The sequence below is a fragment of the Saccharopolyspora terrae genome, assembly GCF_004348435.1.
GTDB lineage: Bacteria > Actinomycetota > Actinomycetes > Mycobacteriales > Pseudonocardiaceae > Saccharopolyspora > Saccharopolyspora endophytica.
The window spans coordinates 142,450-169,367 of sequence record NZ_SMKS01000006.1; the positions used below are offsets into that span (position 1 = coordinate 142,450).

Below are 26,918 nucleotides of genomic sequence, written 5' to 3' on the forward strand. Positions count from 1 at the left end.
CGTGGCGGAACCTGAGCGGCTCCGTGGTCTCCGTGCGCCAGGCGAATACGCGGCGTTGCGGCGTAGAACCCGCGGCGGTGCCGGTTGAGTCCCGCACCTTCAGCAGCGGCTGCGCCGCATTGCTGAACGGGCTCCGGCGCGAACATCAGCAACATCACCGATGTTTCGGACGCCGCCTTCTAATGATCTTTCGGTACCGCGCTGGAGGAGCGCCGCTGGCATGGGGGCAGCGGGCGCGTTTCGCCTTCCAGCGCCGCGACTTCGGCCGCGGGGACCGGCCGATCAGAGGAAGGCAGAACCGGACATGACCGAATCCGGAGAGGTGAACGTCGTCGCCGCGGCGTCCGCGGGGGTGCAGGACCTGGCGAGGGCGACCACGTCCGTGCTCGAGGAGGCCGGGCCGGTCGGCGAGGTGGGAAAACCCGTCGTGCGCACCCTCACCAACGTGTGGGAGGGCTACTTCGGCTCGCCGATCCCGCCCGAGGGCACCAACTGGAACGCCTACACCCACGAGCAGCTGTACGCGATGGTGTGGGAGAACGCCGACGTCGCCGACGTCACCGGTGTCGCCGACGAATGGGGCAGGCACAGCACCGAACTCGCCGGGCACGCCGATGCGATGCAGCGGCAGCGCGCGGAGATGGGCACGCACTGGACCAGCGAGTCCGCCGACGCGGCCACCAGCAGGCTCGGGCAGATCGGCGACAGGACGTCCGGCGTGGGGGAGCGGGCGAGCACCGTGTCCCACGCCGCCCAGAACGCGGGCGACGCGCTGGCTTCCGCTCGGAACTCGATGCCGCCGCCTCCCGGTGACGCGACCGGGGCCGTGATGGGCACCGGCGTCGCCGGGGCGGGCGCGGGTGCGGTGGTCGGCGGCGTCATCGGTGCCGCTGCCGGAGGTGTCGGTGCGGTGCCCGGCGCCATGATCGGCGCGGCCGTCGGTGCCGCCGCCGCAGGCGGGACCAGCATGTTCCTGGCCTCCGCCAACGCCGCCGAGAAGAAGGCGGAGGCGGTGCACGTCATGTCGCAGTACGAGGCCGCGTTGCGTCGCAGCAGTGCCGCGATCGCTCCGGCGGGAGCGCAGGGCGCCGGCTGGGGGTCGGCGCCCGCGTCCACCTCGGCGGCAGGGTTCTCCGGTGCCGGCGGAGCGGCCACCGGCGGCGGAGCGCCGTGGGCGAAGTTGGTCGGCGGAGCCGATCCGCTGGGCGGAGCGGGCCGTGCGGGCGCGGGACTCGGACTGGTCGGCGCGAGGGGCGTGTTCGGCGGTCTCGGCGCTTCCGGTGCCGGTGCGAACGGGGCGGCGCCCGCGCGAGGAGCCGCCGGTGGTGACGACGACGAGCAGGTGCACGAGAACAAGCTGCCCACCATCGACCAAGGACTTTTCGACGACGACCGACCGGCCAGCGCGCCGGTCATCGGCTGAGGCGGGAGTGGACCGTTGAGCGGATACCGAGTCACCACCGAGAACCTCACCGCGCAGGTCGGCGAGCTGTCCAGGGTCGGGGAGCAGACCGAGCTGCTGGTGAGCTCCGCGCGGGAGCTGGCCGAGCGGATGCCGATGCTGGGCACCGCGCCACCTGCCCTGCACCTGGCGATGCGGCTGCGGCAGAGCGCGGGCGAGACCGGGCTGACCCGCGAGATCACCGCGGCGCACACCGAGCTCGGCGACTTCCACAGCGCCCTGCACGAGACCGCCACCGGCTACGAGAACACCGACAGCGCCGCCGCGGACGCGCTCCGCGGCACCGAGGGGACGGCGACATGACGACCGCGCTCACCCGTCCGCGCAGCGATGGGATCCACTTCGGACAGATCGAGCTCGACCTGCTCGCCACCCACGCCGGGGTGAGCTGGCCGTTCCCGCTGCGCGTCCCGTCGTTCGGACGCATCGCAGGGGAGCGGGAGGTGCTGTTCGCCGCGGCCGGGCACATGCTGCGGGCGCGCGGGCTCGCCGACTCCGACGGCCCGGCGGGAGCCGCCGCCGAACTCCTCGACGCGCTCCGGCAGCACCGGGGCGCCGTCGACCTGGTGGTGGTCGGCGAGTCCGGGGCCACGGGTGTCCTGGCGATGGTCTACCGCTCCTCGGCGCTGCTCTTCGAGCAGCCGCTGGACGACGATCCCGCCACCACCGTGCGGATCCGCCGCATCCCCGCGAACGCGCTGGTCGACGAGCTCTTCGCGCTCGTGCCGGACCGGGAACCGGCGAGGTCGATGCCGATCAACCTCCCGCAACGCGTGGTGGACGACGTCGCCGAGCTCAACCGCATCGACGACGACAGCACCAAGCGGCGGCGCTTCCGCGAACTCGTCCGGGACTGCGGCGGCGATCCGGGGTCGCTGGACCGGCTGGTCAGCGTGCTCCCGGCGCTCACCGGTCGCGGCCAGCTCGGCGCCACCCGGCGCACCGGTGGCGGGCACCGGCGCCAGGGACAGGAACTGTCCTGGTTGGACGGTCCGCACGGGCGGCTGCGGGTGAGCCGGACCGACGGCGGCTGGGTGAGCATCAACCCGCTGCGGCCAGCGGTCGTGCGCGCGGCGCTGGCGGACCTGGTCGCGATCGCTCGCGAACAGCGCTGACCTTCGAGAGGAATCACGGTGAACTCAGCACAGCAGTGGCTCGCGGACTACGACGCGACGCTGGCGCGCGCGGCGGCCGACGCGAAGGCCTCCGGTGCCGCGCTCGGGCAGGTCAGCGGCACGGCTTCCTCGCCGCGCGGGGAGATCTCGGTGCAGGTCGGGCCCAGCGGTGCGCTGGTGGACATCCGGCTGACCCCGGCGGCCCGCGCGATGGAGGCCGAGAAGCTCGCCCAGCTCATCCTCGCGACCGCGCAGCAGGCGCAGCGGAGGGTGGGCACCCACGTCATGGAGATCATGACCGACTACCTCGGCGACGGCCCGGCCCTGGACTTCGTGCGGGACAACATGCCCGTCGACGCCGGTGAGCCGGAGCCGCAGGACGACGACGACTTCTTCGACAACCCAAGGGTGATCGTCTGATGAGCACCGAATTCCACGTCGACCACGAGCAGATCCGCGCCCACGCCGGAACCGTGGCGGGCCTGTCCGACGGCCTGTCGACCGCGGCCGGAGCGATGACCGGCGGGCCCGCGAGCAACGCGCTCGGCACGTTCATGGAGTTCGCCACCCTCGGGCTCGGCGACGCCATCTCCCGGGCCGCCCAAGCGGTTTCGGACGCCTCGGGAGCGCTGGACAGCGTGAGCCGGGGCCTCGCCGGCAGCGCCGAGGACTACCAGCGCGCCGACGACGAGGGCGTCGCGGCGCTGCGCGGAGGGGAGGTCCGATGAGCGTGGACCTGAGCCTTCCGCTGGGGTCGGCGGGAACCATGCGGTTCGTCGCCGACGTGCGCTCCACCAACGACGCGGTGCGCGGCGGTGGCTGGGACTCCGGCGACTACGGTTCCGAACCCGCTGGCGGCACGGGCGACCCGCTGTCGGCGCTGGCCGGGTCCGGATTCGGTTTCCTGGCCGACCTGGTGCCGTTCCTGGGGGAGCCGTTGCAGCAGCTCGCGGGTGATCCGGGCGCGGTGGCCTCCAGCGCGCAGAGCCTGCGGGACACCGGGAGCGGCGTCGCCTCGATCTCCGACTCGTACGGTCAGGCGGCGGGTCCGGAGACCAGCGGCTGGTCCGGCGCTGCCGCCACCGAGTACCTCAAGACCGCGGCCGAGCTCGTCGGTGGCCTGAAGGGGATGGGTGAGGCCAGCACCGGGCTCGGCGAAGCCCTGGCGGGCATGGGCGACGCGGTCGTCAAGACCACCAACGAGGTGACGGTCCTGGTCAACGAGGCGGTCGGCCGGATCGTCATCATCATGAACCAGGCCCTCGCCGCAGCGCAGGCGACCTTCGGCGGGAGCATCGCGGCGGCCATCCCGCAGGTCGTGCAGATCGCGACCGAGTGCGGCGTCCGGATCTCGGGCCACATGGGCAACCTGCTCACCAGCGCGCAGGGCCTGCTGGGGCACGTCGACGAGGTCATGAAGGTGGTCGGGGCCATCGGCGGCGTCGTCTCGAAAATCGCCGACCAGGCGCAGCAGGTCACCGCCGGATCGACCGCCCCCGGCGGTTCCGCCGCCGCGATGGGCGAGTCCGGTTCGGTTCCCACCGGCACCGGGTCGTCGAGCTCGCCCGGGCTGACCAGCGCGGCCTCGATGCCCGGCGGTGCGGGTGCGCCGCAGATGACCCCGAGCCCGGGAGGTTCGGCGCAGGCCGGACCGGTTCCGGGGATTTCCGCCGCAGGTGCGGTGAATCCGGCCGTCGCGGGGATCTCGCCCACCGGTGCCGGTGGCTTCGTGCCGCCGATCGCCCCGCAGCGCAAGCAGCAGCAGGACTCCGAACCCGAGCGCGCCTCGTCGCTGTCCGCGCGGCTGTCGGGCGAGCTCGACCTCCCGCAACGGGACGACCCCCGGTACGGCCCGCACCAGTCGGGTCGCTGATTCCGCGCCCATTCAGCGATACCGTCGCTGGGTGGAGTTGAGGCAGGTCGAGCACTTCCTGGCGGTGGCCCGGTGCGGGAGCTTCACCGCGGCCGCGCAGCAGGTGCACATCGTGCAGTCGGCGCTGAGCGCTTCGGTCCGCAGGCTGGAGGACGAGCTCGGCGCGGCGCTGTTCGAGCGCACCACGCGCCGGGTGGTGCTGACCGAGGCCGGGCGGGCGCTGCTGCCGGTCGCGAACCGGCTGGTCGACGACGTGGCGGCGGCGCGCGGTGAGGTCGCGGCGGTCTCCGGGATGGACCGGGGCCGCGTGTCCATCGGCACCATCCAGGCGCTGTCGGTCGTCGACCTGCCCCGCGAGCTGGGGGTCTTCCAGGCGCGGCACCCGGGGATCCGGATCCACGTGCGCGACGGCAAGGCCCCCGATCTGCTCGCGGCCGTCGACGCGGGCGAGCTCGACCTCGCCTACCTGGCCACCAACGGGGCCCCGCCGAAGGACCTCACCTGCTACGTGCGGTGGAAGCAGCGCCTCGTCCTGGTCACCTACCCCGGGCACCGGCTCGCGAACCGGCAGCGCGTCCGGCTCGACGACCTGGCCGACGAGCCGTTCGTGGACTTCGCCGGGAGTTCGATCCGGACGCTGGTCGGCAACCGGTTCGCCGATGCGGGCGTGCGGCACAACCCGGTCTGCGAGGCCACCCACCTGCCGCTGCTGCTCGACCTGGTGACCGCGGGACTGGGCGTGACGATCGTGCCCCGGTCGGTGGCCGAGCGCGCCGGTCTGCCGTTCGCGCGGATCGAGAAGGTCGACTTCGAGCGCACCCTCTACCTCGCCGGGCGCGGCCCCGAGCTGTCGAACCCCGCCGCGCGGGCGCTGCTGGACCACCTCACCAGCGAGCGCCTCACCAGCGGCGCGGAGCGAGCACCAAGCCGGAACCGGCCAGCGCCAGGCACATCGCGAGCGCGACCCAGCCGATGAGCGCGGCGAGTCCCGCCAGGGCGAACGCGTGCGCGCCGACGACGCGCAGCAGCCGCGTCACGTCGGGCACCGGTGAGGGGCTGACGTCTCCGAGGTACTCACGACCACTGCGCATGCCACCAGTCTTGGCCGGTCGAGCCAGCTGGTCCAACGCTCATTTCCGCTGGTATTGAGCTCTGTAGGAGCTGGGTTCCGCGGGCGGTTCGGGCTCGGACTCGTGGAGGCCGAGCTGGACCGAGCGGCGGATCTGGTCGCGGTTCTCGCGGACGACCTCGGTGAAGAAGCGATCGGTGCGCTCGTCGTTGAGCACGTCGAGGATGACCCGGATCGTGGTGTCCACGATGGACTTGACGATCTCGTCGTGGAACGGGAGGTGCTTGATCCGGCCCACCTGCTCGTCGTTCTTGAGCTTCTCGGTGACGATCTCGCGCAGCACCTCGCGGTGCTCGCCCAGCGAACGCGCGATGTTCTCGGGGTAGTGGCCGGTTTCGACCACCTTGACGACCTCGTCGAGGACCGCGACGGTGATCGGTTTCTTGATGGCCAGCACGATCGGCCGGGAGAACCGCTCGATCACCCGCTGCGTAATGCGTTCGCCGAACGCCCGGTCGGCTGTGCGGGCCAGGCGCATCAGCAGCACGATCACGCGCAGCAGCCGGAATCCGCGCAGCGCGGGGTGCGCGACCGGGATCATGCCGAGGATCTCGTACCAGCTCTGCAGCGGGAACCGCCGGTTCCACGAGTTCTCGCGCCACCGCCACAGGAACTCGGCGAAGAAGACGCCGCAGATCGCCGTGTCGATGACGAACACCGCGTGCGCGGTCTCGTGCGTCGTGTCGAAGAACGTGACGTAGCAGAGCAGCCCGAGCGAGAACACCGCGAGCACGAGCATGGCGATGTCCAGCGTGGACGTCCGGCGGGGTGCCGCGGTTGCGCTGGTCATGGTCGTGATTGTGTCTCACGTTCCCGCCCCGACCCGAGCACCCGCGCCGCACGTGGGGGTTCCGCGTCAGATCCGCATGGGTTCTCGGGCGAAGTGGCGATTCGGGCTCGGCTGGAACATCAGCGGTCGCGGCCACGACTCCGCCGATGTGGATCAGCCTGATCAGCAGGAACGGCCCGTCACCGCCCTGACGCCTTGCGCGTGGTCAGCTGGTCATCACGGCGCGGCGGACGGTGTCGCGGAGGAGTGCGCGGCGGCGCTGGTGGTCCTCCTCGGGTTCGTCGGCGGAGGCGGCGTAGACGTTGCTGACCGGCGACCAGGCCATGGACATCGAGATGACCAGCGCCATCACGTCGAACGGGTCGCCGGGGACGACCTGGCCGGCGGCCTGGGCCTCGGCGATGGCGCGGAGCTTGTGGTCGTTGCGCTGATCGGCGTCGGCCAGCAGCGGGCCGGTGGGGCGCCGCTCCATGCGCGACCAGGTGGCCAGCCGGATGAGGTCGGGGCGCAGCAGGTAGTCGTCGTAGAGGCGCACGGCCCAGTCGGCGAGGTCCGCGCTGATCGGCACGGCGTTGACGATCCGGTCCAGGGATGCCGTGAAGATCGCGTCGAACAGGGCCTCCTTGTTGCCGAAGTAGCCGTAGAGCTGGGCCTTGTTGGTGCGCGCGGTGGCCACGATCCGCTCGATGCGCGCGCCTGCGATGCCGTGCTCGGCGAACTCCTGGGTGGCGGCCTCGACGATCCGGTCCCGGGTGGCGGCTCCGCGCGAGGTCAGGGGCTTGTCGACCATTCCCGCACGATAGCAAACAGAACAGTTGGTTTGCTTTCCTCTCGGGTCGGGGTCTAGCTTGAAATAGACAGAACAGTCTGTTTGGAGGAGTTCCGATGAGGACCACGGCAGGATGGCGAGCGGACGGGCCTGCGGAGAAGCTGAACCGGGTGTCCCTTCAGCGGCGCGACCTGCGCGCCGACGACATCGCGGTGCGGGTCGACCACTGCGGGGTCTGCCACACCGATCTGCACAGCATCAACGCGGCGCGAGGCCCGGTCGTGCCGGGTCACGAGTTCACCGGGACCGTCACCGAGGTCGGCGCGGACGTGACCCGGTTCGCCGTCGGAGACCCGGTCGCGGTCGGCAACATCGTCGACTCCTGCGGCGAGTGCGCGATGTGCCGCGCGGGGCAGGAGAACTTCTGCCACGAGTTCCCGACCCTGACCTACGGCGGAACCGACCGCCACGACGGGACCACCACGCTCGGCGGCTACGCCCGCGAGTACGTGGTCCGGGAAGCCTTCACCCACGCCCTTCCCGCGGGGCTCGACGCGGCTGCTGCCGCGCCACTGCTGTGCGCCGGGATCACGGTGTGGGAGCCGCTGCGGTCCCTCGGCGTCGGCAGCGGAACGCGGGTCGCCGTCGCCGGTCTCGGCGGTCTCGGGCATCTGGCGGTGAAGTTCGCGGTCGCGCTGGGCGCCGAGGTCACGGTCATCAGCCGGACTCCCGGCAAGCTCGACGACGCCCTGCGGCTCGGCGCCCGGGACCTGCTCGTCTCCGCCGACGAGGCGCGGATGGCCGCGTCTCGGGAGCGGTTCGACGTCATCATCGACACCATCTCCGCAGCGCACGACCTCGGCCCCTACCTTCGGCTGGTGGCGATGGACGGTGCGCTCGCGCAGGTCGGCCACCTCGGTCCGGTCTCAGTGGACACGATGGACCTGCTGATCGGCCGCAAGAAGCTCACCTCCGCCGGCAGCGGCGGACGCCCGGCGACCCGGGAGATGCTCGACTTCTGCGCCGAGCACGACATCACCGCCGACGTCGAGGTCCTGCCGTCATCGCAGGTCAACGAGGCCCTGGAGCGTCTGAGCCGCAACGACGTCCGCTACCGCTTCGTCCTCGACATGTCCGATCTGGACTGAAGTTCCTCGCCCTGCCCGACGGCCGCCCTCCACGCCGCAGCTGATCACGAATCGGGGGTCGTTCACCGGCACCTGCTGATCGTTCCGGACGTTTCCGGCGCAGCTGCGGAAGTCGACGCGAGCGGGGGAGAGTTGTCGTCGGCGGGTTTCGCGCTCACTCTGGTGAGGTGGACAGCGAGAGCTACGCCCGCTTCCTGCCGGATTCCTACCGGCGGCGTGCCTCCGAAGTGGAGCCGACGTCGACCTGGTGGCACTGGCGGGACGGTCGCGTGCACATCGCGCGGGTCGCGGCTCCGGAGGCGTCCGCGCGGGTGATGGTGATCCACGGCGCCGCCGGTCACGCGGGGGCGCTGTGGCCGGTGTGCGCGCCGATCGCGGGCATGGCCGACCTGCTGCTCGCCGACCTGCCTCCCTACGGCAACACCGTCGTGCCGCGCCCGCACCGGATCCGCTACGGCGACTGGGTGGAGCTGCTGTGCGAGCTCGTCCTCGCCGAGCGGCAGCGCGATGACCGGCCGCTGGTGCTGATCGGCGCGAGCATGGGCGGGATGCTGGCCTACGAGGTCGCCGCCCGCACCGGTCAGGTGTCGGCGGTGGTCGCGACCTGCCTGCTCGATCCGGCTGATGCCGAGGTCCGTCGTCGGGCCACCCGGAGTCCGCTCGGGTTGATCCCGCCGGCCGGTCTAGCGGTGCTGGAACGGCTGGTGGGTGGTGTCCGGGTGCCGATGCGGTGGCTCGCCGACGAGCGCAAGATCAGCCGGGACCCGCAGCTCGCCGCGCTGTGCGCGGCCGACCCGCGAGGCGGCGGAGCCAGGAGCCCGATCGGCCTGCTCACCAGCTTCGTCCGCTACGGCCACACCCCGCCGGAGGACTTCGACTCGGTCCCGCTCGTCCTCGCCCACCCGGCAGCCGACGACTGGACCCCGCCGGAGCTCAGCCTCCGCTTCCTCAACCGGGTCGGAGGCCCGACCACGGTCGTGATGCTGGACAACTGCGGCCACTACCCGGCCGAAGAACCGGGGCTGACGCAGCTCGCCGAAACCCTCTACACCCTCGTCGGCAACACCCTCGGAGAGTGCGCCGAAGGCTGAACCCCGACCAACGACACCCCCGAACCGGCCCCACCAGACCATCCCGGATTTCGGTGGAAGTCGGGACCGGGACTTCGGTGGAAGTCGGGTCCCGGACTTCAGTGGAAATCGGAACTCTGATTTCCACTGAAATCGAACGGAACCGGCCCGGGGTGGTCCTTGCGGGACGTTCCCGGGCCGGATCGAGTGGGGTGCTTACTTGAGCTCGGCGCTGGACTTGCCGAGGAGGCGGCGGGCGACGATGAGCTGCTGGATCTGCTGGGTGCCTTCGAAGATGTCGAGGATCTTCGAGTCGCGGGCCCACTTCTCCAGCAGCGACTCCTCGGTGTAGCCGACGGTGCCGCAGAGCTCGACGCAGCGCAGGGTGATGTCGACGACCGAGCGGCCGGCCTTGGCCTTGGCCATCGAGGCCTGCAGCGAGTTCGGCTTGCGGTTGTCGGCCATCCACGCGGCCTGCAGCGTCAGCAGGTACGCGGCCTCGTAGTCGGCCTCCAGCTGCAGGTACGCAGCAGCGGCGGCGTGCTGGGAGTTGGCCGGGCGGTCGTAGTCGACCGTCACGCCCGCCTCGGCGAGGACCTTCGCGGTCTCCTCCAGCGCGGCCCGCGCGACGCCGATGGCCATCGCGGCGACCAGCGGCCGGGTGTTGTCGAAGGTCTGCATGACCCCGGCGAACCCGGACTTGGTGTCGATCTCCGGGGAGCCGAGCAGGTTCTCCTTCGGCACCCGGCAGTTGTCCAGCCGGATGACGGCGGTGTCGGAGGCCTTGATGCCGAGCTTGTGCTCCAGGCGCTCCACCTTGATGCCCGGACGGGTCTTCTCCACCACGAACGACTTGATCGCCGCGCGGCCGAGGGACTTGTCCAGCGTCGCCCACACGACCACGGTGTCGGCGCGTCCACCGGCGGTGACGAAGATCTTCTCGCCGTTGAGGACGTACTCGTCGCCGTCGAGCTCGGCGGTGGTGGTGATGTTGGCCGAGTCGGAGCCGGTGTGCGGCTCGGTGATGGCCATCGCCGCCCACACCTGCGCGAAGCGCTTGGCCTGCTCCTCGTTGGCGACCGAGGCGATCGCCGCGTTGCCCAGGCCCTGGCGCGGCATGGCCAGCAGCATCGCCACGTCGCCCCAGCACATCTCCATGGTGCCCAGCACCAGGTTCAGGTTGGCGCCGTTGCGGTTGCCCTTGGCGTCGTCGTCGCCGCTCTTGCGCACGCCGGCCGCGCCCGCGCCGCCTTCACCGGAGGAGTTCAGCCCGTCCAGCAGCGCGGCGAGGGTGTCGAGCTCCTTGGGGTAGGAGTGCTCGGCGCGGTCGTACTTGCGCGAGATCGGGCGGAACACCTCGGAAGCGGCCTGGTACGCCTGGTTGACCAGCGCGGTCGCCTTCTTCGGGACCTCAAGATTGATCATGAGAATAGAGTCCTTCGCGTCTCGAAGGTCCTCAGACGAGGACCGCGCCTTCCATCACGCCGATGGCCCGCAGGTCGCGGTACCAGCGCTCCACGGGGTGTTCCTTGGTGTAGCCGTGGCCGCCGAGCAGCTGCACACCCGCGTTGCCGATGAGCATTCCCTTGTCGGTGGCCAGCTTCCTGGCCAGGGCGGCTTCGCGGGCGAACGGCTTGCCCTGCTCGGCGCGCGCGGCGGCGCGCAGCGTGGTCAGCCGGATGCTCTCCAGCTCGATGCCGATGTCGGCGACGCTGAAGGCCACTGCCTGGCGGTGGCTGATCGGTTCGCCGAACGCGGTGCGCTCGTTGACGTAGGGGATGACGTAGTCGAGCACGGCCTTGCCGGTGCCTGCCGCGAGCGCGGCCCACGCCAGCCGGGAGAGCCGGACGAGGTCGGTGAACACGTCGAGCTTGCCCTCGCCGAGCAGCGCCGTCACCGGGACGTCGACCTGATCCAGGTGCACCTTGCCGGTCGCCGCCGAGCGCAGGCCCATGGCCGGTTCGGCTTCGACGGACAGCCCGGAGGTGGAGGACTCCACGAGGAACAGCGCGGGGCTTCCGTCGAGGTTCGCCGAGATGATGAACAGCTCGGCCTGCGCGGCGCGCGGGACCAGCGACTTCGCGCCGGTGAGCTGGTAGCCCTTCGGGGTGCGCTTGGCGGTGGTGCTGGGCTTGAGCGGGTCGCCGAGCGCGACGTGCTCCTGCAGCGCCAGCGCGGCGGCGGGCACGTTCTCACCGGCGAAGGCGGGCAGGTAGGTGGCCTGCTGGTCCTCGTCGCCCCACAGCGTGAGCGCGGTCGAGACGGCCGAGGGCGCGAGCACCGAGATGGCCAGGCCCATGTCGCCGTGCGCGAGAGCTTCGGTGACCAGCACGTTGGTGACCGCGGAGCGCTCGGTGCCGATGCCGCCGAGGGACTCGGGGATGCCGACCGCGCTGAGCCCCAGCTCGGCGGAGCGCTCCAGCAGGTCGGCCGGCGGGGCGAGCTTGGCGTCGGCGTCCACGGCGGCGGGCCGCAGCTGCTCGGCGGCGAACTCCCGGACCGTCTCGGCGATGAGCGACTGCTCTTCATCGGGTTCGAGGTCGAAGAGGTCCTTGGCCGGGGCGGGGGTCAGCCGCGCGGGCTCGTTGTGGCCCTGGATCTTCTTGAAGGACCTGGTCGCGGCGCCGGCGGCCTTGAAGCCGGTCCTGGTACCGGACTGCACCAGGGTCTCGAACTGCTTGCGCAGCCCGAACTTGTCGATGATCGGCGCGCTGGCGATCTTGGTCAGGGCGGCGAGGCCGAGGCCCATGGCGTCGCGCTTCCGAGCGCCGCCAGCCTGTCCCCGATGGGCGTTTGACACGGTGCGTCTCCAATCGGCCGGCTTCGGCCGGGCATTACCTACTGACGAGTAAAATAACGTGCCTCGGTGTCGCCGCGCCAGAGAGGTCGATCACGGCTTGCTTGCTTTTGCGCGCCGGGGATGGTTGAGGAGCCCGTTTCCGGTGGCCGGTGAAGCGATTGGCTAGTATCACTGGCCGATTGTGTAGCGGGGGTCACATGTCGCTGGAGCAGCTGTACTGGGTGCTGCTCGCTGGTGCCTTGGTGCTGCTGGCGGGTGTCGTGGGCACCCGCGTCGCGCGCGGGGCGGGACTGCCCAGCCTGCTGCTGTTCCTCGCGCTGGGCGTGCTGCTCGGCGAGGACGGGCTCGGCATCGAGTTCGACGACGCCGAGCTGGCCCGCAACGTGGGCACGACGGCGCTGGCGGTGATCCTCGTCGAAGGTGGTCTGACCACGAAGTGGTCGGACGTGCGAAAACTCGTGGCACCCGCCGGAATCCTGGCGACCGTCGGCGTCGGCGTCAGCCTCGTCGTCACCGCCGCGGGCGCGCACTTCCTGCTGGGCTTCGACTGGCAGCTGGCGCTGCTGCTCGGCGCGATCGTGTCCTCGACGGACTCGGCGGCGGTGTTCTCGGTGCTGCGGGTGCTGCCACTGCCCCGGCGCGTGGCCGGACTGCTGGAGGCCGAGTCGGGTTTCAACGACGCGCCCACGGTCATCCTGGTGCTGCTGTTCAGCGTGACCCCTCTCGTGTTCTCGCCGGGGCACGTCGTGGTGAGCCTGGGCTACGAGCTGGGGGTCGGAGCGCTGCTCGGGCTCGGCGTCGGCTTCCTGGGCGCCGTGGTGCTGCCGCGCATCGCCCTGCCCGCGTCCGGGCTGTACCCGCTGGCCTCGTTCGGGCTCGGGTTCGTCGCCTTCGCCGGGTCCGGCGCCGTGCACGCCAGCGGTTTCATCGCCGCCTACCTGTGCGGGGTGGTGCTGGCCAACAGCGGGCTCCCGCACCGCTCGGCGACCCGGTCGTTCGCCGAAGGGCTCGCCTGGCTGGCCCAGATCGGGCTGTTCGTGCTGCTCGGCCTGCTGGTCACGCCCACCGGTTTGACGGTGGAGATCATCCCGGCACTGGTCGTCGGGCTGGTGCTGCTGCTGCTCGCGCGACCGCTGGCGGTGGTGCTGTCGCTGATCTGGTTCCGGGTGCCGTTGCGGGAGCAGGCGTTCCTGTCCTGGGCGGGCCTGCGCGGCGCGGTGCCGATCGTGCTCGCCACCTTCCCGGTCGTGCAGGGCGTCCCGAACAGCCAGCGGTTGCTGGACATCGTGTTCGTGCTGGTCATGGTGTTCACCGTCGTGCAGGGCCCGAGCCTGCGGCCGTTGGCCCGGTGGCTGGGCATCCTGCCGCGCGAGGCGACGCGGGAGGTCCTGGTCGAGGCCGCCCCGCTGGACGTCCTCGACGCCGAACTGCTGTCGATGTCGGTGCCGCCGGACTCCGCCATGCACGCGGTCACGGTCCGCGAGCTCCGGTTGCCGGAGCCCGGCGTCGTCACCCTGATCATCCGGGACCGGCACACCTTCGTCCCCAGCCCGGAGACGGGCATCGAAACCGGCGACGAGCTGTTCATCGTCACCACGGTCGCCCAGCGCCAGGCCACCGAGAACCGCCTCCGCGCGGTCAGCCGCCGAGGCCGCCTCGCCCACTGGTTCGGCGAGCGCGGCGACCCGGCCTGACGCTGTTCAGCTCCGCCGCGCGACCTCTGCGGTCAGCACCTCGGATTCGTGGCGCGCGCGGATGCGGCCGAAGGTCCAGATCGTCAGGGCGTGCGCCACGGCCAGCACCAGGAGCAGCACGCCGATCCGGCCGACCACCGTCTTGGGCTCGCCGCCCAGGTCCATCGGCAGGATCGCGATGAGCGCGACCAGGCCGAGCGTCGCCAGGTGGAACACGACGGTCACCAGCTGGTTCAGCGGCCCCGCGTTGTCCCCGAGCTCGCGGAGGTAGGCGGTCCCGCTGCGCCGCAGCAGGTGCCCGTCCACGGCGACCAGGAGGATTCCGGCGATCAGGAACGTCAGCAACGATGTCATCGGACGTCTCCTTCCCTCGCTTGCTGCGGTACCCGGTGATCGACCGCCGGGAAACCGAGATCAACCGAAAGCACCAACCGCGCGCTTCCCGGAACGAGCGACCGCGTCTGCCGTATCTTCGGGACATGCCGGAGGAACGCGATTCGGGCGGTGCGGCGCAGCGGCCGCTGCTGGTCTTGGGCAAGATCGCCGAGATCCTCAACGCCTTCACGCTGAGCCGTCCCGAGCTGACCCTGCGGGAGATCCAGCAGATCACCGGGTTGCCGCAGTCCACGGTGCAGCGGCTGGTGACCAACCTCGTCGCGCACGGATTCCTGGACCGCGCGGAGGACCGGTTCCGCATCGGCGTCCGGATGGCCTACTGGGGGGCGGCGGCCGGCAAGGACCTGGACGTGCTGGGCGTGGTCAACCCGGTGCTCAAGGACCTCCGCGACATCACCGGTGAGACCGCGTGCTTCTTCCGCGCCGAGGGAACGCACCGGGTGTGCGTGGCGGTCGCCGAGACCCGCCACGCACTGCGCCGGGAGGTCTCGGTCGGCAGCATCGCGCCGATCACGGTCGGCTCGGCCGGCAGGGTCCTGCTCGCGTGGGGACCCGCATCGGCCGAGCGCGCGCTGGCGGAGGAGCTTCCGCAGCTGACCGAGAGCACCGTGACCGACCGGGACGAGCTCGCCCGGCTGATCAAGAAGACCGCGGCCGACGGCTACGCGATCACCGTCGGCGAGCGGGTCGACGGCGCTTCCGGCCTGGCCGCACCGGTTTTCGACGCGAGCGCGGAACTCCTGGGCGCGGTGATGGTGCACGGGCCGACGCTGCGGATGCCCTACGAGCGGTGCGAGGCGTGGGTCGACGTGGTGATCGAGCACGCCGAGCGCATCACGCGCGCGCTCGGCGGCCGGCTCCCGCGCTGACCTCTCACCGGCAGGTCCCCTCCGTCCCCAGCGCCCACGGGAACGCGGTGGCGCTGGACCGGGAGCCCTGGGCGGCGCGGGAGCGGTTGGGCTCGCCGAGCTCGTCCAGCACTCCGCCCGACAACGCGACCAGCCGGGCGAAGACCTCCGTGCTCAGCCAGTCCGGGCGCAGCGCGAACAGCAGGTCCTCGGTGGCGGCGTTGCCGCTGGCGCCGGGCGCGAACGGGCAGCCGCCGAGACCGCCCAGCGCCCCGTCGACCTCCTCGGCCCCGGCCTGGACCGCGGCGAGCGTGTTGGCCACGCCCAGCCCCCACGTGTCGTGCCCGTGGTAGACGATCCGGCGCTGCGGGGTGCGCTCGGCGACCTGCGTGATCAGGCTGCTGACCTGCGCGGGAACGGCCTGGCCCAGGGTGTCGGCCAGGACGACGTCGGCGGCGCCGTCGGCACGCGGATCGGCGGCGATGTCCAGCACCCGCTGCTCGGGCACGTAGCCGTCGAAGGGGCAGGTGAACGCGGTGGCGATGCACAGCTGGATCCGGCCGCCCGCCTCCCGGCTCAGCTCCACGGCGCGCGGCATCGCGGCCATGCTGTCCTCAGTGGACCGTCCGATGTTGGCCTGGTTGTGCGCGTCCGAGGCCGACAGGCAGTACTGGAAGTTGACGGCCCCGGCAGCGGCGGCCCGCTCCACGTGGCGCGGCGTCGCCACCCACACCCAGCAGCGCGCCCGCTCCTCGGCGGTGAGCGCCTCGACGACCTCCAGCGTGTTGGCCATCGAGGGGACCAGGTCGGGGCGGGCCAGCGAACCGACCTCGACGTTCGGCACGCCCAGGGCCAGCAGCTCCCGGACGATCGAGACCTTGCGCTCGGTGGACAGCTGCTTGCCGGTCAGCTGCAGGCCGTCCCGCAGCGTCACGTCCCGCAGCGTGGCCTGCGGCCGGAATCCGTGCGTCATTTCCGCTCCTCGGTGTTCTCGGACGTCGTGACCAGCAGCGAACCGAGCACCTCCGCGGTGTGCTCACCGAGCTCGGGGCCGGGTGTGCGCAGCGGCAGCGAAGTGCGGCCGATGACCGGCACGACACCGGGGAAGCCGACGTCGACCGGCTCGTCGCCGCCGGTGTCCACGCGCATGTCCTGGATCATGTCCCGCGCCCGGTACTGCTCGTCCTCGCAGATGTCGGCGGCGGTGTAGATCGGGCCGGCCGGCACGCCCGCCTCGTCCAGGGCCGCCAGCACGTCGTCGCGGGAGCGGGCCGAGGTCCAGTCGCCGATGGCCCGGTCCAGCTCGTCGCGGCGCGCCCAGCGCCCGGCGTTGGTCGCCAGGGCCGGGTCTTCGGCCAGGTCGGGACGTCCGATCGCCTGCATGTAGCGGCGGAAGATGGAATCGCCGTTGCCCGCGATGACCACGCTGCTGCCGTCACCGCACGGGTAGGCGTTGGTGGGCGCGATGCCCTCCATCCGGCCGCCGACGCGCTGCCGCCGCACCCCGTGCGCGAGGTGGTCGGGGACCAGCGACTCCATCATCGAGAAGACCGCCTCGTGCAGGGCGATGTCGACGACCCGGTCGGCCAGCGGCGTTCCCGTTCCGCGCCCCGACCTGCGCTCCAGCAGCGAGACGACGATCCCGAAGGCCGCGTGCAGCCCGGCGATGGAGTCCCCGATGGACACCCCGACCCGCGAGGGCGGCCGGTCGGCCTCGCCCACGAGCTCCCGCATGCCGCCCATGGCCTCGGCGACGGCGGCGAACCCGGGTTGCTGCGAGAGCGGCCCGGTCTGGCCGAACCCGGAGATGCGGGCCAGCACCACGTCGGGGTTTGCGGCTTCCAGCGCCTCCGGTCCCAGGCCCCACTTCTCCAGCGTGCCGGGGCGGAAGTTCTCCAGGACCACGTCGCAGTGCCGGACCAGCTCCAGCACCGTCGCTCTTCCCTCGTCGCTGCGCAGGTCCAGGACCACGGACTTCTTGTTCCGGTTGATGGTGTGGAAGAACATCGACGTGGAGCCGCCGTGCAGCCGCCAGCCGCGCAGCTCGTCGCCGGTGCCCGGCCGCTCGACCTTGATCACTTCGGCGCCGAAGTCGGCCAACATCCGGCCGGCCGTCGGCGCGGCGATGTAGTTGCCCAGTTCGAGGACGCGCACGCCCTCCAGCGGATACCGGGTGCTGTCGTTGCCCATTGCTTCCCTCTTCGCGAAAGGTGGTTCTACAGAACGAGGCTGAGCGCCAACACGGGCCCCATGGCCACCACCGAGGCGACGGACACGCCGACCGAGCAGGTCTTGAGGGCGCCCCGGGTCGTCTGGCCGAGCAGCGACTGCAGCAACCAGAAGGTGTTGCTGGTCAGGTGGACCATGAACAGCGATCCGGCTCCCGCGGCGAGCGCGATGAGCACCGGGTTGACACCCAGGACGGGAGCCAGCGGGGCGAGCAGACCGGCCGCGGTGATCGCCGAGATGGTCACCGAGCCGACCGCCACGTGCAGGACGGCGGCCATCAGCCAGACCACGAGCAGCGGGGCGAAGGTGTTGGCGGAGAAGAACTCGCCCAGGATGTCGCCGAGGCCGGCCTGGTCGATGACTCCGGCGAGGCAGCCGCCGACGCCGTTGAGCAGCAGGATCTGGCCGCTGTCCCGCAATCCGCGGCTCAGCGAGGCGTCCAGCGCGGACTGGCCCAGGTGGCGGTGGCCGACCAGGCAGGTGCCGACGAGTCCGAGCAGCAGTGCGACGACCGGGTCCGACAGCAGCGCCAGCACGGGGTTGTGCAGGTCCACCGCGTCGGCGAGGGCACCGGCGGCGATGAGCAGGAGGGCGGCCAGCAGCGGGCCGAACGCCAGCAGCAGCGGCGCCTGCTCGCCGGTTTCCCGCGCGACCATCGCGCCGGGCCCTTCGGTGCGGACCGGCTCGTCCGGGGTGGTGGCGGGCAGCTCGTCGAGCTCGGGATTCCACCAACCTCGGGTGAGCACGAAGGTCATCAGCGAGATCGAGATCGCCACGGTCGGGATGATCACGACCAGCCCGTAGAGCAGGTAGGTGCCCAGCGGCACGTGCAGCAGCCCGGCGAGCGCCAGCGCGCCGACCCCGGGAACGGTGAACACGATGCCGCACTCCAGCGAGATGGCCAGCGCGGTGGCCATCCTCGCGGTGCCGTAGCGGCCGAGCTTCGGGGCGATCGCCCTGGCCAGCGGCGCGGAGATGATCAGCAGCACGTCCAGGAAGATGGACTGCAGGAAGGTCGCGATGGTCAGGCCCATCGCGTGCGGCAACCGGTCGGGGCCGAATCTGCGCAGCAGCAGTTCCACCAGCCGGTCGATGGCCCGCAGATCGCGCAGCACGGCGCCGATCAGCACGCCGAAGGCGACCAGCAGGCCGATCTCGGCCATGATGTCGCCGAACCCGGTGGTGATCGCGTCGACCGTCTTCTCCACGCCGAGTCCGGTGGAGAGTCCCAGGTAGCAGGCGCCCAGGACCAGCGCGATCACCGGGTTGAGCTTGAACCTGACGATGAGCAGCACGATGGCCGCCACCGCCACGCCCGTGTTGATCAGGATTGCCGTGTCTGACATGTGGGTCCGTTCCGTCGTGCGCCGTTGCACTGCGCTGACGAGCAGCGGCTCACATTATGAACATCAACCCACGATGAGAGTCAACGGTTTCGGGCGAGGACGGTGACGGCCTCGGTCTCGCGGTCGGCTACTCCTTCGACGGCGCCTGCAGCGGTCGCAACCGCAGCCAGAGGATGAACAGCGCGCCGACGACCAGCATCGACAACCCCGTCCACAGGTTGATGTTGATGCCCTGCGCCTTGTCGAGCTCGGCGGCGTCGGGGGAGATCCCGGCGGCGCTGATGAGCAGGCCGTAGACGAGGAACAGGCCGCCGATCACCGTTCGGACGTCGAAGAGCTGCGACGCCGTGCCGGACTTGCGCTCCAGGTCGTCGATCTCGGCTGCGTGGTGGGCGATCTCGGTTTCTTCGCGCGGTTTTTCGGCCATCGCGGGCTCCTAGAGGGTGAACGGGATGTAGCAGAGGGCGGACAGGATCAGCGCGCTCCAGCCGAGAACGGCCGGCTTGCGGTACCACGCGTCGTCACCGGGGGCCACGACTCCCTTGTCCCGGGCGGAGGCCCGGCTGTAGACCAGCCCTTCGAGCTCGGCGGCGGGCTTCGGCTTGGTCGCCAGCGCGATCGGGACGCTGACCAGCAGGTCGACCGCGAAGGCGATCATCGATGCGGTCATGTTCGCGTCCTGGTCGGAGCCCATCTCCACGATGCCGGCCTGGTAGGAGAAGTAGAACGCGATCGGTGCCGCGGTTCCCAGCAGCAGGCCCCAGAAACCGGCCTTGGCGGTCATCCGCTTCCAGAACAGGGCCAGGATGAACGTCGCGAACAGCGGGACGTTGAAGAAGGCGAACAACGTCTGCATGTAGTTCATGATGTTGCTGAACGACGCCGCCAGGAACGCCGTGCCCATGCCGATGACCACGCCGATCGCGGTGATCGCCCGGCCCACCTTCAGGTAGTGCCCGTCGGGCATGTGCGGCTTGATGTAGGCGCGCCAGATGTCGGTGGTGAACACCGTGTTGAAGCTCGACACGTTGGCCGCCATGCCCGCCATGAACGAGGCCATCAGGCCCGTGACCGCGAGACCGAGCACGCCGTTGGGCAGCAGGTCGCGCATCAGGATCGGGATCGCGTCGTTGTAGTCGTAACCACCGGTCTTGCCGATCGTCGGCTCGATGACCATCGCGATGATGCCCGGCAGCACCACGATCAGCGGGATGAAGATCTTCGGGAACGCTGCGATCAGCGGGGTCCTGCGCGCGGCCGAGAGGTTCTTGGCCGACAGGGATCGCTGCACCTCGGCGAAGTTCGTCGTCCAGTAGCCGAAGGAGATCGCGAAACCGAGGCCGAGGGTGATGGTCAGCCAGTTGGTGCCCAGCGGGTTGGTCTCGCCGAAACCCGTTCCGGCCCAGGTGGACAGGAACATCTCGCCCTGCTGCGAGGTGACCTTCTCGATCAGCCCGTCGATGCCGCCGACCCGGACCAGTCCGAGCACGGTCAGCGGGATCAGCGCGGCGACGATCACGAAGAACTGCAGCACCTCGTTGTAGATCGCCGAGGACAGCCCGCCGATGACGATGTAGGCGAGCACGAAGATCCCGGCCAGCAGGATCGAGATCGGCAGCGGCCAGCCCAGCAGCGCCTTGAGCACGATCGCCAGCGCGTAGAGGTTCACCCCGGCGATCAGCACCGAAGCGACCGCGAAGATGACCGCGCTGAGCAGGTGCGACGAGCGGCTGAACCGCAGCAGCAGGAACTCGGGAACGCTGCGCACCTTCGAGTTGTAGTAGAAGGGCATCATCACCAGGCCGAGGAACACCATGGCCGGGATCGCGCCGATCCAGTACCAGTGCACCGTGTAGGCGCCGTACTGCGCGCCGTTGGCGGCCATGCCCAGGATCTCGGTTGCTCCGAGGTTGGCCGAGACGAACGCCAAACCCGTGACCCACGCCGGCAGCGCTCGGCCTGCCAGGAAGAAGTCAAGGCTGTTGCTGACGCTGCGGCGCGCGGCCAGCGCGATGCCGAGGACCACGGCGAAGTAGATGACCAGGATGAGCGTGTCCATCCAGTTCATCGACAACCTGAGGTCGTCCGCTGCCAGTGCCATGGTTCCCATCTCCGTCGTTGTCGCGAACGATGTTCGACCAGTCGGACATCGTTCGGGACGGTACGGGAGTGATGAACGTCCGGTCAATCATCCGTTCGCAGTGCGGTTTGATGGTCCGATCGGACGTGAAGCCTTGTGGCGCCGAAACTTTCACAAGATCCACAGTGGAACTGCTGCGGACGTCACGCCTCGGTGGCGGCGGCCAGGAAGTCTTCGCGCGCAGGCGAATTGGTGTGCTGCGGCCACAGCGCGTGCAGCGGCACGAACGTGGGTGGGAGCAGTTCGAGCACCTGCACGGTGCCGCCCGCGGCGGGTCCCGCGGCCGCGGTGACCAGCGCGAGGTCGCGGGTGCCCTGCACCGCGGTGACCGGAGGCGTGCCCTGGATGGGATTGCGCCGGATGTCCGGTTCGAAACCGGCCTGGCGGCAGCACTCGATCAGCAGGTCGGTGTAGCCGGAACGTCCCGGCAGGCCCCACACCACGATCGTCTCGTCGGCGAGCTCCCCGAGCTCGACCGAATCGCGCCGCGCGAGCCGGTGATCGGCGGCCACCGCCACCCGGAGCCGGTGGTGCGCCAGCGTGGTGGCGACCAGCCCGCGGTCGGGCGCCATGCCGCGGCACAGCCCGAGGTCGAGCTCCCCGGCCACCAGCCCGTCGGTGAGCTCGCCCGGGTAGCGCTGGTTGACCTGCGTGGACAGCTCCGGCTGCACGTCGTGCACCCGGTGCAGCAGCGCGGTCACCTCGTCCCCGGTGACCGCGGGGGTGTGGCCGATCCGCAGCACGTCGGCCTCGCCGCGCCCGATCCGCCGGGCGCGCAGCAACGCCGACCGGGCGGCGCCGTGCAGCAGCCTCGCGTCGGCGATCAGCGCCTCACCGGCGGGCAGGACGGTCAGCTTCGCACCGGCGCGGTCGAGCAGTTCCACGCCCACCTCGCGCTCCAGCGCGCGGATCGAGGTGGACAGCGCTTGCTGCGACAGGTGCAGGCGTCGCGCCGCCCGCGTGAAACCGCCCTCTTCCGCGACCGCGATGAGATGACCGAGCTTGTTCAGGTCGAGCGTCATCGGGATCGGACCGCCGAGCGGATCGGGTTGCAGCGCACGTGCCGACCGTATCCCCAGGTCGGCGACGTGCGCAGCCCGTTGCTCCGATGAGCCGGCGTGGGCGCCCCCTCCGCACCCGCGCCGGCTCCCGCTCGCCCTCGGTCAGCGAGTGGTGTAGCCACCGTTGGGGAACAGCGTCTGCCCGGTGAACCACCAGCCCTCGGTGGCCAGGTGCCGGATGATCGGGACGATGTCCTCGATCTTGGTCAGCTGACCGCCCAGCGCCTGGGACTTGTGGAACTCGACGCGCTCCGGCGTCTCCTGCGGGTAGAAGAACGGGGTGTCCATCGGGCCCGGTGCGACCACGTTCACCGAGATCCCGCGGTCGGCGAACTCCTTGGCGGCGGCCCGGGTGAAGTGCTCCAGCGGGGCCTTGCCGCCGGCGTAGGTGGAGTAGCCGTCGGTGAAGGCGGCCAGCAGCGACGTTCCCAAGCTGATGATCTTGCCGCCGTCGTTGAGGCGCCGCCCGGCCTCCTGGATGAAGAAGTAGCCGGCCTTCGCGTTGACCGCGAACATCCGGTCGAACTCCTCCTCCGAGGTCTCCAGGATCGGCTTGCGCAGCACCATCCCCGTCGTGTTCACCGCGATGTCGAGACCACCGAAGGTGTCCACCGCCGTGTCGAAGAGCCGCCGCACGTCGGCGACCGCGGTCAGGTCGGCCTGCACCGCTACGGCCTGGCTGCCGGCTTCCTGCACCGCTCGCACGGTCTTCTCGGCGTCGGGCGCCGAGGACTCGCTGTGGTAGTGCACGACGATCTTCGCGCCGTCCTCCGCGAGCGTCCGCGACAGCAGGCCGCCGAGGTTCTTCGCGCCTCCGCCGACCAGCACGACCGCGTCCCGCACACCGTCCGAAACCATCGTCCCTCCTCGTCATCGACTCCCGAGCCCGACGCTAGGCGCGGGATCGGCCGGAGGGGAAACACGAACAACTGGTGAGCCCACAAAGGACTTGTGTAGTCGCAGGTCATCGTCGTCGGCGGAGCCGGTCGGTCCGCTTCGGATCATCGTCGGCGAAACCTCCCTGAGGCGGCCGGAGATCCCCTACACTTCGCCGCGACATGCGCGCGCCGTTGCTGGGAGGGCCACGTGGCGACCTGGGAAGACCTGAGCACGTTCATCCGCACGGAGTACCAGCCGGCTCCGGAGGACGATGACAACGAGGAGCTGGAGGAAGAACCGGAGTTCCGGATCATCGAGTCCAGCGAGGAGGAGATCCGGATCCTCGTCGAGTACGAGGACGACCGCAGCCAGATCGTCATCGTCGCTCGCGAGCGGCTCGACGACTCCGAGGACTGGGTGCAGGTGGTCTCGGTGATCGGCCGAGCCGACCAGGTCGACCTGCACAAGCTCCTCGACGAGCTGGGCCAGACCTCGGTGGTGTGCGGTGCGGTGGTCATCGGCGAGCACGTCGTGCTCCGGCACGCCGTCCCGCTGGTCAACCTCGACATCAACGAGTTCGTCGACCCGCTGAACTTCGTCGCCGAAACGGCCGACCACCTCGAGGAGATGTTCTTCCCCGAAGACGACTACTGATCCGGTCAGCCGGTGGCGTCGCGGGCGAGGCGGCGCCACCGGCGCGGATCAGCCGACCGGGGTCGGAATCGCGGTGTCCGCGCGCCTTTCCGGCTTGGTCGCCGCTGCGGTGGCCATCAGGACGACGCTCACGGCGGCCAGCGCGGCGCCGACCCACAGCGGTGAGGTGAAGCCGAGCCCGGCCGCGATGGTCAGGCCGCCGAGCCACGCGCCGAGCGCGTTGCCCACGTTGAACGCCGCGATGTTGATGGCCGAGGCCATCGTCGGCGCGTCGCCGCCGTAGGTCATCACCCGGGTCTGCAGCGGCGGCACGGTGCCGAAACCGAAGCCGCCCATCAGCAGGATCGCCACGACGGTGATCACCTTGAACCCGGCGAGGAGCCCGAAGGCCGCCATCACGGCGGTCAGGCCGACGAGCAGCACCAGCATCGTCGCGTCGAGGTTGCGGTCGGCCATCCGCGCGCCGAACAGGTTGCCCGCGAACAGGCCCACGCCGAACACCAGCATCAGCCACGGCACGGTGCCGGCCGCGAAGCCGGAGACCTCGGTGACCAGCGGCGCGATGTAGGTGAAGGCGCCGAACATGCCTCCGAAGGCCAGGATCGTGATCGCCACGGTCCACCACACCTGCGGGTGGCGCAGCGCGGTGAGCTCGGCCCGCAGCCGCGTCGGGGCCACGTCGGCGTCGACCTTCGCGCCGGGCACCAGCAGCTGGATGCCGACCAGCGCGACCAGTCCGATCGCGGTGATCGCCCAGAACGTCGAGCGCCATCCCAGCGCCTGCCCCAGGAACGTGCCCAGCGGCACGCCCAAGACGTTCGCGGTGGTCAGGCCGGTGAACATGATCGCCACGGCGCCGGCCTTGCGGTTCGGCGGGACCAGCGCGGCGGCGACCACCGAGCCGATTCCGAAGAACGTGCCGTGGGTGAGCGCGGCGAGGATCCGGCCGGCCAGCATCAGCTCGTAGGCCGGGGCGACGGCGGAGAGCAGGTTGCCCGCGATGAACAGGAACATCAGCGAGACCAGGACCTTCTTGCGCGGAAGCCTGGTGACGGCGGCGGTCAGGAAGATCGCACCGACCGCCACGGCCAGCGCGTACCCGGAGATCAGGTAGCCGGCGACCGGGATGCTGACGTCGAAGTCGCCTGCCACCTCCGGGAGCAGGCCCATGATGACGAACTCGGTCAGGCCGATGCCGAACCCGCCGAGTGCGAGGGCCACGAGTGCAACGGGCATCCCCGTACGCTCCTTAAGTGCGTTTGTGGGTAGATAGCGTGCGCAGGTAGTTGCACACGCGTCATAAATAGTTGCACGCGCGCTCTATCGGCGCAAACGGCTACAGTGGGGAAGAGGTGGACGTCACCGGCAGGGGAGGTGTGCAGTGGGGATCGCCGACGATGCGGTGGAGATCCGGGCGCGCGGCTGGCGCACGCTCGCAGCCCTGCACGGCAGGATCGAGACCGCGCTGGAGAAGGCGCTGCAGGCCGATCACGGCCTGTCGGTGGTCGAGTACACCGTGCTCGACGCGCTGAGCAGGCAGGACGGCTGGCACATGCGGATGCAGCAGCTCGGCCGCGCCACGGCTCTCAGCGGCAGCGCCACGACGCGCCTGGTCAGCAGGCTCGAAGACCGGATGCTGCTGACCCGGGTGCTGTGCCGCGACGACCGCCGCGGCATCTACACCGAGCTCACCGACGACGGTCGCGCGCTGCTGGAGAAGGCCAGGCCCACCCACGACGAGACCCTGGAGAAGGCGCTCGCGGAGGCCGAGCAGGTCCCCGAGCTCGCTCCGCTGGTCGAGGCGTTGCACCGGCTACCGCAGCTCGGCGAGTAGATGCCCGCGACGGCAGCGACCATCGCGGCCCCGGGCCGCCGCAACGAGGACCACTTCGCGATCGGTCCCGACTGGGCGTTCGTCCTCGACGGCGCCACCGCTCCGGCGGGGGTCGACAGCGGCTGCGTGCACGACGTCGTCTGGCTCGTCCGGCATCTCGGCGGGGCGCTCGCCGAACTGCTCACGACCAGCGACGACGCGCTCACCGACGTCCTGGCCGAGGCGATCGACCGCGTCCGCCGGGCCCACGCCGACACCTGCGACCTCAACAACCCGAACAGCCCGTCCTCGACGGTGACGCTGCTGCGGCTCCGCGACCAGGCGGAACACCTGGTCCTGGCCGACAGCCCGCTGGTCCTCGACGTCGACGGCGAGGTCCGCACGATCGTCGACGGGCGCATCGACCGCCTCCCCAGCTACACCCGCGAAGCGGTGGCCGAACTCCGCAACTCCCGGGACGGGTTCTGGGTCGCCTCAACGGTTCCCGAAGCCGCCCACCACGCCGTCACCGGCACGACCGAGCCGTTCCGCAGGGCGGCCCTGCTCACCGACGGCGCCTCCCGCCACGTCGACCACTTCGCCCTCACCGACTGGCCCGGCCTCCTCGACCTCCTCGACGAGCGAGGCCCAGCCAGCCTCCTCGCCGAGGTCCGCCGAGCCGAGACCAACGGCACTCCACCGAGAAGAGCCAAGCACCACGACGACGCCACAGTCATCCACTGGACGCCCTGACCCACCCGTTGACCGGATTTCAGTGGAAATCAGGGTTCCGAGTTCCACTGGAATCGGGTTCCCGAGTTCCACTGAAATCCGGTCACCCCGGCGGGGCGGAGGGATGACGGTGGAGGTGGGGTCAGAGGAGGTCGGCGAGAGTGATGGCGTCGTGCGGGGCGTGGGCCTTGATGTCGTTGTCGAAATAGGCGTAGACGTCGCGAGTTCCGGCCACCGGGGCCGGGGCGGCGATGGTGTGGTCGGTGGTGGGCGAGTCGCCCCGGCGCCAGGCTTCGATCAACCGCGCCCAGCGGGCGAGGTCGTCGTCGCTGTAGCCGCTGGCGTAGAGCTCTTCGGCGCCGTGGAAGCGCAGGTAGACGAAGTCGCTGGTGACGTCCTCCAGATGCGGCCAGCTCCCGGCCGCATCGGCCACGACCAGGGCGATGTCGTGCTCCCGCAGCAGTGCGACGGCTTCGGCGGTGGCGAAGCTGGAGTGCCGGACCTCCAGGGCGTGGCGCATCGGCCGGTCCGCGTCGGTCTCGGTGAGCGCCCGGCCGCCCAACCGCTCGTCGTGCCGCGCAGCGAGGTCGGCCGCCTGCGCGGTGCTGCGCGGCAGCAGCGAGAAGAACTCCACCAACCGCTCCGGCTCGAAGCGCAGCGACGGGGGCAGCTGCCACAGCATCGGGCCGAGCTTGCCTCCCAGCGCCAGCACACCGGAGGCCAGGAAGTTCGCCAACGCCGTCTCGACACCGCGCAGCCGCTTCATGTGCGTGATGTACCGACTGCCCTTCACCGAGAACACGAAGTCGTCGGGCGTCTGCTCGGCCCACCGCTGGTAGCTCTCGGGCCGCTGCAACGAGTAGAACGACCCGTTGAGCTCCACGCTGCTCATCCGCGCGGCCAGGAACCCCAGCTCCTCCCCGCGCCGCAACCCCTCCGGGTAGAACGGCCCCCGCCAAGGCCCGTACAC

At 70.7% G+C, this 26,918-nt stretch carries 29 protein-coding genes; 14 read left to right on the plus strand and 15 right to left on the minus strand.

The genetic code is table 11. From position 1 onward, the window contains the following. The first annotated feature begins 304 nt into the window (after positions 1 to 304). From E1181_RS06635 to E1181_RS06665, 7 genes are read left to right on the plus strand one after another with little or no spacing between them, the layout of a single operon-like run. A complete protein-coding gene (locus tag E1181_RS06635; protein ID WP_132673020.1) occupies positions 305 to 1,423 on the plus strand; it encodes a WXG100 family type VII secretion target in 1,119 nt (372 codons plus the stop codon). A 15-nt stretch (positions 1,424 to 1,438) separates the two neighbouring features. Further along, positions 1,439 to 1,765, plus strand: coding sequence for a type VII secretion target (locus tag E1181_RS06640; protein WP_132673021.1), 327 nt, complete (start codon positions 1,439 to 1,441; stop codon positions 1,763 to 1,765). Further along, entirely contained in the window at positions 1,762 to 2,577 is an 816-nt protein-coding gene (locus E1181_RS06645) for an ESX secretion-associated protein EspG (protein ID WP_132673022.1), read from the plus strand. Before E1181_RS06640 ends, E1181_RS06645 begins: the two co-directional genes overlap by 4 nt. A gap of 18 nt (positions 2,578 to 2,595) precedes the next feature. Beyond that, a complete protein-coding gene (locus tag E1181_RS06650; protein ID WP_132673023.1) occupies positions 2,596 to 2,997 on the plus strand; it encodes a YbaB/EbfC family nucleoid-associated protein in 402 nt (133 codons plus the stop codon). Continuing rightward, positions 2,997 to 3,305 (plus strand): type VII secretion target, encoded by a 309-nt coding sequence (locus E1181_RS06655; protein ID WP_132673025.1) that lies wholly within the window; start codon positions 2,997 to 2,999, stop codon positions 3,303 to 3,305. Before E1181_RS06650 ends, E1181_RS06655 begins: the two co-directional genes overlap by 1 nt. Next, positions 3,302 to 4,450, plus strand: a complete 1,149-nt coding sequence (locus E1181_RS06660; RefSeq protein WP_132673026.1) for a WXG100 family type VII secretion target — start codon at positions 3,302 to 3,304, stop codon at positions 4,448 to 4,450. The genes E1181_RS06655 and E1181_RS06660 overlap by 4 nt, the downstream gene beginning before the upstream one ends. A 31-nt stretch (positions 4,451 to 4,481) precedes the next feature. Beyond that, a complete protein-coding gene (locus E1181_RS06665) occupies positions 4,482 to 5,426 on the plus strand; it encodes a LysR family transcriptional regulator (RefSeq protein ID WP_132673027.1) in 945 nt (314 codons plus the stop codon). Here E1181_RS06665 and E1181_RS06670 read toward each other — a convergent pair. The 3 genes from E1181_RS06670 to E1181_RS06680 all read right to left on the minus strand — a co-directional run bounded on the left by E1181_RS06670 (position 5,350) and on the right by E1181_RS06680 (position 7,159). After that, complete coding sequence (locus tag E1181_RS06670; RefSeq protein WP_132673029.1) at positions 5,350 to 5,541, minus strand: hypothetical protein; 192 nt, start codon at positions 5,539 to 5,541, stop codon at positions 5,350 to 5,352. The two genes, E1181_RS06665 and E1181_RS06670, sit on opposite strands and share 77 nt — an antisense overlap. A gap of 39 nt (positions 5,542 to 5,580) precedes the next feature. Beyond that, positions 5,581 to 6,369, minus strand: a complete 789-nt coding sequence (locus tag E1181_RS06675; RefSeq protein WP_132673030.1) for an ion transporter — start codon at positions 6,367 to 6,369, stop codon at positions 5,581 to 5,583. Between the two features lie 205 nt (positions 6,370 to 6,574). Further along, entirely contained in the window at positions 6,575 to 7,159 is a 585-nt protein-coding gene (locus tag E1181_RS06680) for a TetR family transcriptional regulator (protein WP_132673032.1), read from the minus strand. Positions 7,160 to 7,254: 95 nt separating this feature from the next. Between E1181_RS06680 and E1181_RS06685 the strand changes: the two genes are divergently transcribed. Together E1181_RS06685 and E1181_RS06690 are read left to right on the plus strand one after the other, a co-directional pair. Next, on the plus strand, positions 7,255 to 8,286 hold the full coding sequence (locus E1181_RS06685; protein ID WP_132673033.1) for an NAD(P)-dependent alcohol dehydrogenase: 1,032 nt from the start codon (positions 7,255 to 7,257) through the stop codon (positions 8,284 to 8,286). A 167-nt stretch (positions 8,287 to 8,453) separates the two neighbouring features. Beyond that, on the plus strand, positions 8,454 to 9,377 hold the full coding sequence (locus tag E1181_RS06690) for an alpha/beta hydrolase (RefSeq protein ID WP_132673035.1): 924 nt from the start codon (positions 8,454 to 8,456) through the stop codon (positions 9,375 to 9,377). A 195-nt stretch (positions 9,378 to 9,572) separates the two neighbouring features. On the opposite strand, the gene E1181_RS06695 is transcribed toward E1181_RS06690, so the two are convergent. Continuing rightward, positions 9,573 to 10,781 carry an acyl-CoA dehydrogenase family protein gene (locus E1181_RS06695; protein ID WP_132673037.1) on the minus strand — a complete coding sequence of 403 codons (1,209 nt, stop codon included), beginning with the start codon at positions 10,779 to 10,781 and terminating at the stop codon, positions 9,573 to 9,575. Between the two features lie 31 nt (positions 10,782 to 10,812). Further along, a complete protein-coding gene (locus E1181_RS06700) occupies positions 10,813 to 12,105 on the minus strand; it encodes an acyl-CoA dehydrogenase family protein (protein ID WP_132673082.1) in 1,293 nt (430 codons plus the stop codon). A gap of 254 nt (positions 12,106 to 12,359) precedes the next feature. On the opposite strand from E1181_RS06700, the gene E1181_RS06705 reads away from it, so the two are divergent. Next, entirely contained in the window at positions 12,360 to 13,850 is a 1,491-nt protein-coding gene (locus tag E1181_RS06705) for a potassium/proton antiporter (RefSeq protein WP_408009337.1), read from the plus strand. Positions 13,851 to 13,856: 6 nt separating this feature from the next. Here the strand turns inward: E1181_RS06705 and E1181_RS06710 are convergent, their stop codons facing one another. Continuing rightward, positions 13,857 to 14,204: a hypothetical protein gene (locus tag E1181_RS06710; RefSeq protein WP_132673040.1), complete on the minus strand. Its 348-nt coding sequence runs from the start codon at positions 14,202 to 14,204 to the stop codon at positions 13,857 to 13,859. A gap of 125 nt (positions 14,205 to 14,329) precedes the next feature. Here E1181_RS06710 and E1181_RS06715 point away from each other — a divergent pair, with 125 nt between their 5' ends. After that, a complete protein-coding gene (locus E1181_RS06715; protein ID WP_132673041.1) occupies positions 14,330 to 15,115 on the plus strand; it encodes an IclR family transcriptional regulator in 786 nt (261 codons plus the stop codon). Between the two features lie 4 nt (positions 15,116 to 15,119). Here E1181_RS06715 and E1181_RS06720 read toward each other — a convergent pair whose 3' ends face one another. The 7 genes from E1181_RS06720 to E1181_RS06750 all read right to left on the minus strand — a co-directional run bounded on the left by E1181_RS06720 (position 15,120) and on the right by E1181_RS06750 (position 22,728). Further along, complete coding sequence (locus tag E1181_RS06720; protein WP_132673042.1) at positions 15,120 to 16,067, minus strand: hydroxymethylglutaryl-CoA lyase; 948 nt, start codon at positions 16,065 to 16,067, stop codon at positions 15,120 to 15,122. Beyond that, positions 16,064 to 17,284: a CaiB/BaiF CoA transferase family protein gene (locus tag E1181_RS06725; protein WP_132673043.1), complete on the minus strand. Its 1,221-nt coding sequence runs from the start codon at positions 17,282 to 17,284 to the stop codon at positions 16,064 to 16,066. Before E1181_RS06725 ends, E1181_RS06720 begins: the two co-directional genes overlap by 4 nt. Before the next feature lie 26 nt (positions 17,285 to 17,310). Next, positions 17,311 to 18,669, minus strand: a complete 1,359-nt coding sequence (locus E1181_RS06730; protein WP_132673045.1) for a GntP family permease — start codon at positions 18,667 to 18,669, stop codon at positions 17,311 to 17,313. A gap of 127 nt (positions 18,670 to 18,796) precedes the next feature. Next, positions 18,797 to 19,096 (minus strand): hypothetical protein, encoded by a 300-nt coding sequence (locus E1181_RS06735; protein ID WP_132673046.1) that lies wholly within the window; start codon positions 19,094 to 19,096, stop codon positions 18,797 to 18,799. Between the two features lie 9 nt (positions 19,097 to 19,105). Beyond that, complete coding sequence (locus E1181_RS06740) at positions 19,106 to 20,770, minus strand: sodium:solute symporter family protein (RefSeq protein ID WP_132673047.1); 1,665 nt, start codon at positions 20,768 to 20,770, stop codon at positions 19,106 to 19,108. Positions 20,771 to 20,952: 182 nt separating this feature from the next. Further along, entirely contained in the window at positions 20,953 to 21,831 is an 879-nt protein-coding gene (locus tag E1181_RS06745; RefSeq protein ID WP_132673049.1) for a LysR family transcriptional regulator, read from the minus strand. Positions 21,832 to 21,972: 141 nt separating this feature from the next. Next, positions 21,973 to 22,728: an SDR family oxidoreductase gene (locus tag E1181_RS06750; RefSeq protein WP_132673050.1), complete on the minus strand. Its 756-nt coding sequence runs from the start codon at positions 22,726 to 22,728 to the stop codon at positions 21,973 to 21,975. Between the two features lie 228 nt (positions 22,729 to 22,956). On the opposite strand from E1181_RS06750, the gene E1181_RS06755 reads away from it, so the two are divergent. Further along, on the plus strand, positions 22,957 to 23,403 hold the full coding sequence (locus E1181_RS06755; RefSeq protein ID WP_132673052.1) for a hypothetical protein: 447 nt from the start codon (positions 22,957 to 22,959) through the stop codon (positions 23,401 to 23,403). A 48-nt stretch (positions 23,404 to 23,451) separates the two neighbouring features. On the opposite strand, the gene E1181_RS06760 is transcribed toward E1181_RS06755, so the two are convergent. Continuing rightward, entirely contained in the window at positions 23,452 to 24,639 is a 1,188-nt protein-coding gene (locus E1181_RS06760; protein ID WP_132673053.1) for an MFS transporter, read from the minus strand. Positions 24,640 to 24,784: 145 nt separating this feature from the next. Here E1181_RS06760 and E1181_RS06765 point away from each other — a divergent pair, with 145 nt between their 5' ends. Both E1181_RS06765 and E1181_RS06770 read left to right on the plus strand, forming a co-directional pair. Continuing rightward, positions 24,785 to 25,237, plus strand: a complete 453-nt coding sequence (locus E1181_RS06765; RefSeq protein ID WP_132673055.1) for a MarR family winged helix-turn-helix transcriptional regulator — start codon at positions 24,785 to 24,787, stop codon at positions 25,235 to 25,237. Then, positions 25,238 to 25,969: a protein phosphatase 2C domain-containing protein gene (locus E1181_RS06770; RefSeq protein ID WP_132673056.1), complete on the plus strand. Its 732-nt coding sequence runs from the start codon at positions 25,238 to 25,240 to the stop codon at positions 25,967 to 25,969. A 121-nt stretch (positions 25,970 to 26,090) separates the two neighbouring features. On the opposite strand, the gene E1181_RS06775 is transcribed toward E1181_RS06770, so the two are convergent. Beyond that, a partial coding sequence (locus E1181_RS06775) for a DUF72 domain-containing protein (RefSeq protein ID WP_328590853.1) occupies positions 26,091 to 26,918 on the minus strand: 828 nt, incomplete at its 5' end.

Excerpts from the sequence above, each read along its gene's own strand:
- E1181_RS06660 (WP_132673026.1), top strand. The coding sequence starts at position 3,302 with ATGAGCGTGGACCTGAGCCTTCCGCTGGGGTCGGCGGGAACCATGCGG.
- E1181_RS06725 (WP_132673043.1), bottom strand. The coding sequence starts at position 17,284 with ATGGGCAACGACAGCACCCGGTATCCGCTGGAGGGCGTGCGCGTCCTC.
- E1181_RS06675 (WP_132673030.1), bottom strand. The coding sequence starts at position 6,369 with ATGACCAGCGCAACCGCGGCACCCCGCCGGACGTCCACGCTGGACATC.
- E1181_RS06730 (WP_132673045.1), bottom strand. The coding sequence starts at position 18,669 with ATGTCAGACACGGCAATCCTGATCAACACGGGCGTGGCGGTGGCGGCC.
- E1181_RS06720 (WP_132673042.1), bottom strand. The coding sequence starts at position 16,067 with ATGACGCACGGATTCCGGCCGCAGGCCACGCTGCGGGACGTGACGCTG.
- E1181_RS06700 (WP_132673082.1), bottom strand. The coding sequence starts at position 12,105 with ATGGGCCTCGGCCTCGCCGCCCTGACCAAGATCGCCAGCGCGCCGATC.
- E1181_RS06670 (WP_132673029.1), bottom strand. The coding sequence starts at position 5,541 with ATGCGCAGTGGTCGTGAGTACCTCGGAGACGTCAGCCCCTCACCGGTG.
- E1181_RS06680 (WP_132673032.1), bottom strand. The coding sequence starts at position 7,159 with ATGGTCGACAAGCCCCTGACCTCGCGCGGAGCCGCCACCCGGGACCGG.
- E1181_RS06685 (WP_132673033.1), top strand. The coding sequence starts at position 7,255 with ATGAGGACCACGGCAGGATGGCGAGCGGACGGGCCTGCGGAGAAGCTG.
- E1181_RS06740 (WP_132673047.1), bottom strand. The coding sequence starts at position 20,770 with ATGGCACTGGCAGCGGACGACCTCAGGTTGTCGATGAACTGGATGGAC.
- E1181_RS06745 (WP_132673049.1), bottom strand. The coding sequence starts at position 21,831 with ATGACGCTCGACCTGAACAAGCTCGGTCATCTCATCGCGGTCGCGGAA.
- E1181_RS06635 (WP_132673020.1), top strand. The coding sequence starts at position 305 with ATGACCGAATCCGGAGAGGTGAACGTCGTCGCCGCGGCGTCCGCGGGG.
- E1181_RS06760 (WP_132673053.1), bottom strand. The coding sequence starts at position 24,639 with ATGCCCGTTGCACTCGTGGCCCTCGCACTCGGCGGGTTCGGCATCGGC.
- E1181_RS06655 (WP_132673025.1), top strand. The coding sequence starts at position 2,997 with ATGAGCACCGAATTCCACGTCGACCACGAGCAGATCCGCGCCCACGCC.
- E1181_RS06750 (WP_132673050.1), bottom strand. The coding sequence starts at position 22,728 with ATGGTTTCGGACGGTGTGCGGGACGCGGTCGTGCTGGTCGGCGGAGGC.
- E1181_RS06710 (WP_132673040.1), bottom strand. The coding sequence starts at position 14,204 with ATGACATCGTTGCTGACGTTCCTGATCGCCGGAATCCTCCTGGTCGCC.
- E1181_RS06735 (WP_132673046.1), bottom strand. The coding sequence starts at position 19,096 with ATGGCCGAAAAACCGCGCGAAGAAACCGAGATCGCCCACCACGCAGCC.
- E1181_RS06770 (WP_132673056.1), top strand. The coding sequence starts at position 25,238 with ATGCCCGCGACGGCAGCGACCATCGCGGCCCCGGGCCGCCGCAACGAG.
- E1181_RS06645 (WP_132673022.1), top strand. The coding sequence starts at position 1,762 with ATGACGACCGCGCTCACCCGTCCGCGCAGCGATGGGATCCACTTCGGA.
- E1181_RS06695 (WP_132673037.1), bottom strand. The coding sequence starts at position 10,781 with ATGATCAATCTTGAGGTCCCGAAGAAGGCGACCGCGCTGGTCAACCAG.
- E1181_RS06715 (WP_132673041.1), top strand. The coding sequence starts at position 14,330 with ATGCCGGAGGAACGCGATTCGGGCGGTGCGGCGCAGCGGCCGCTGCTG.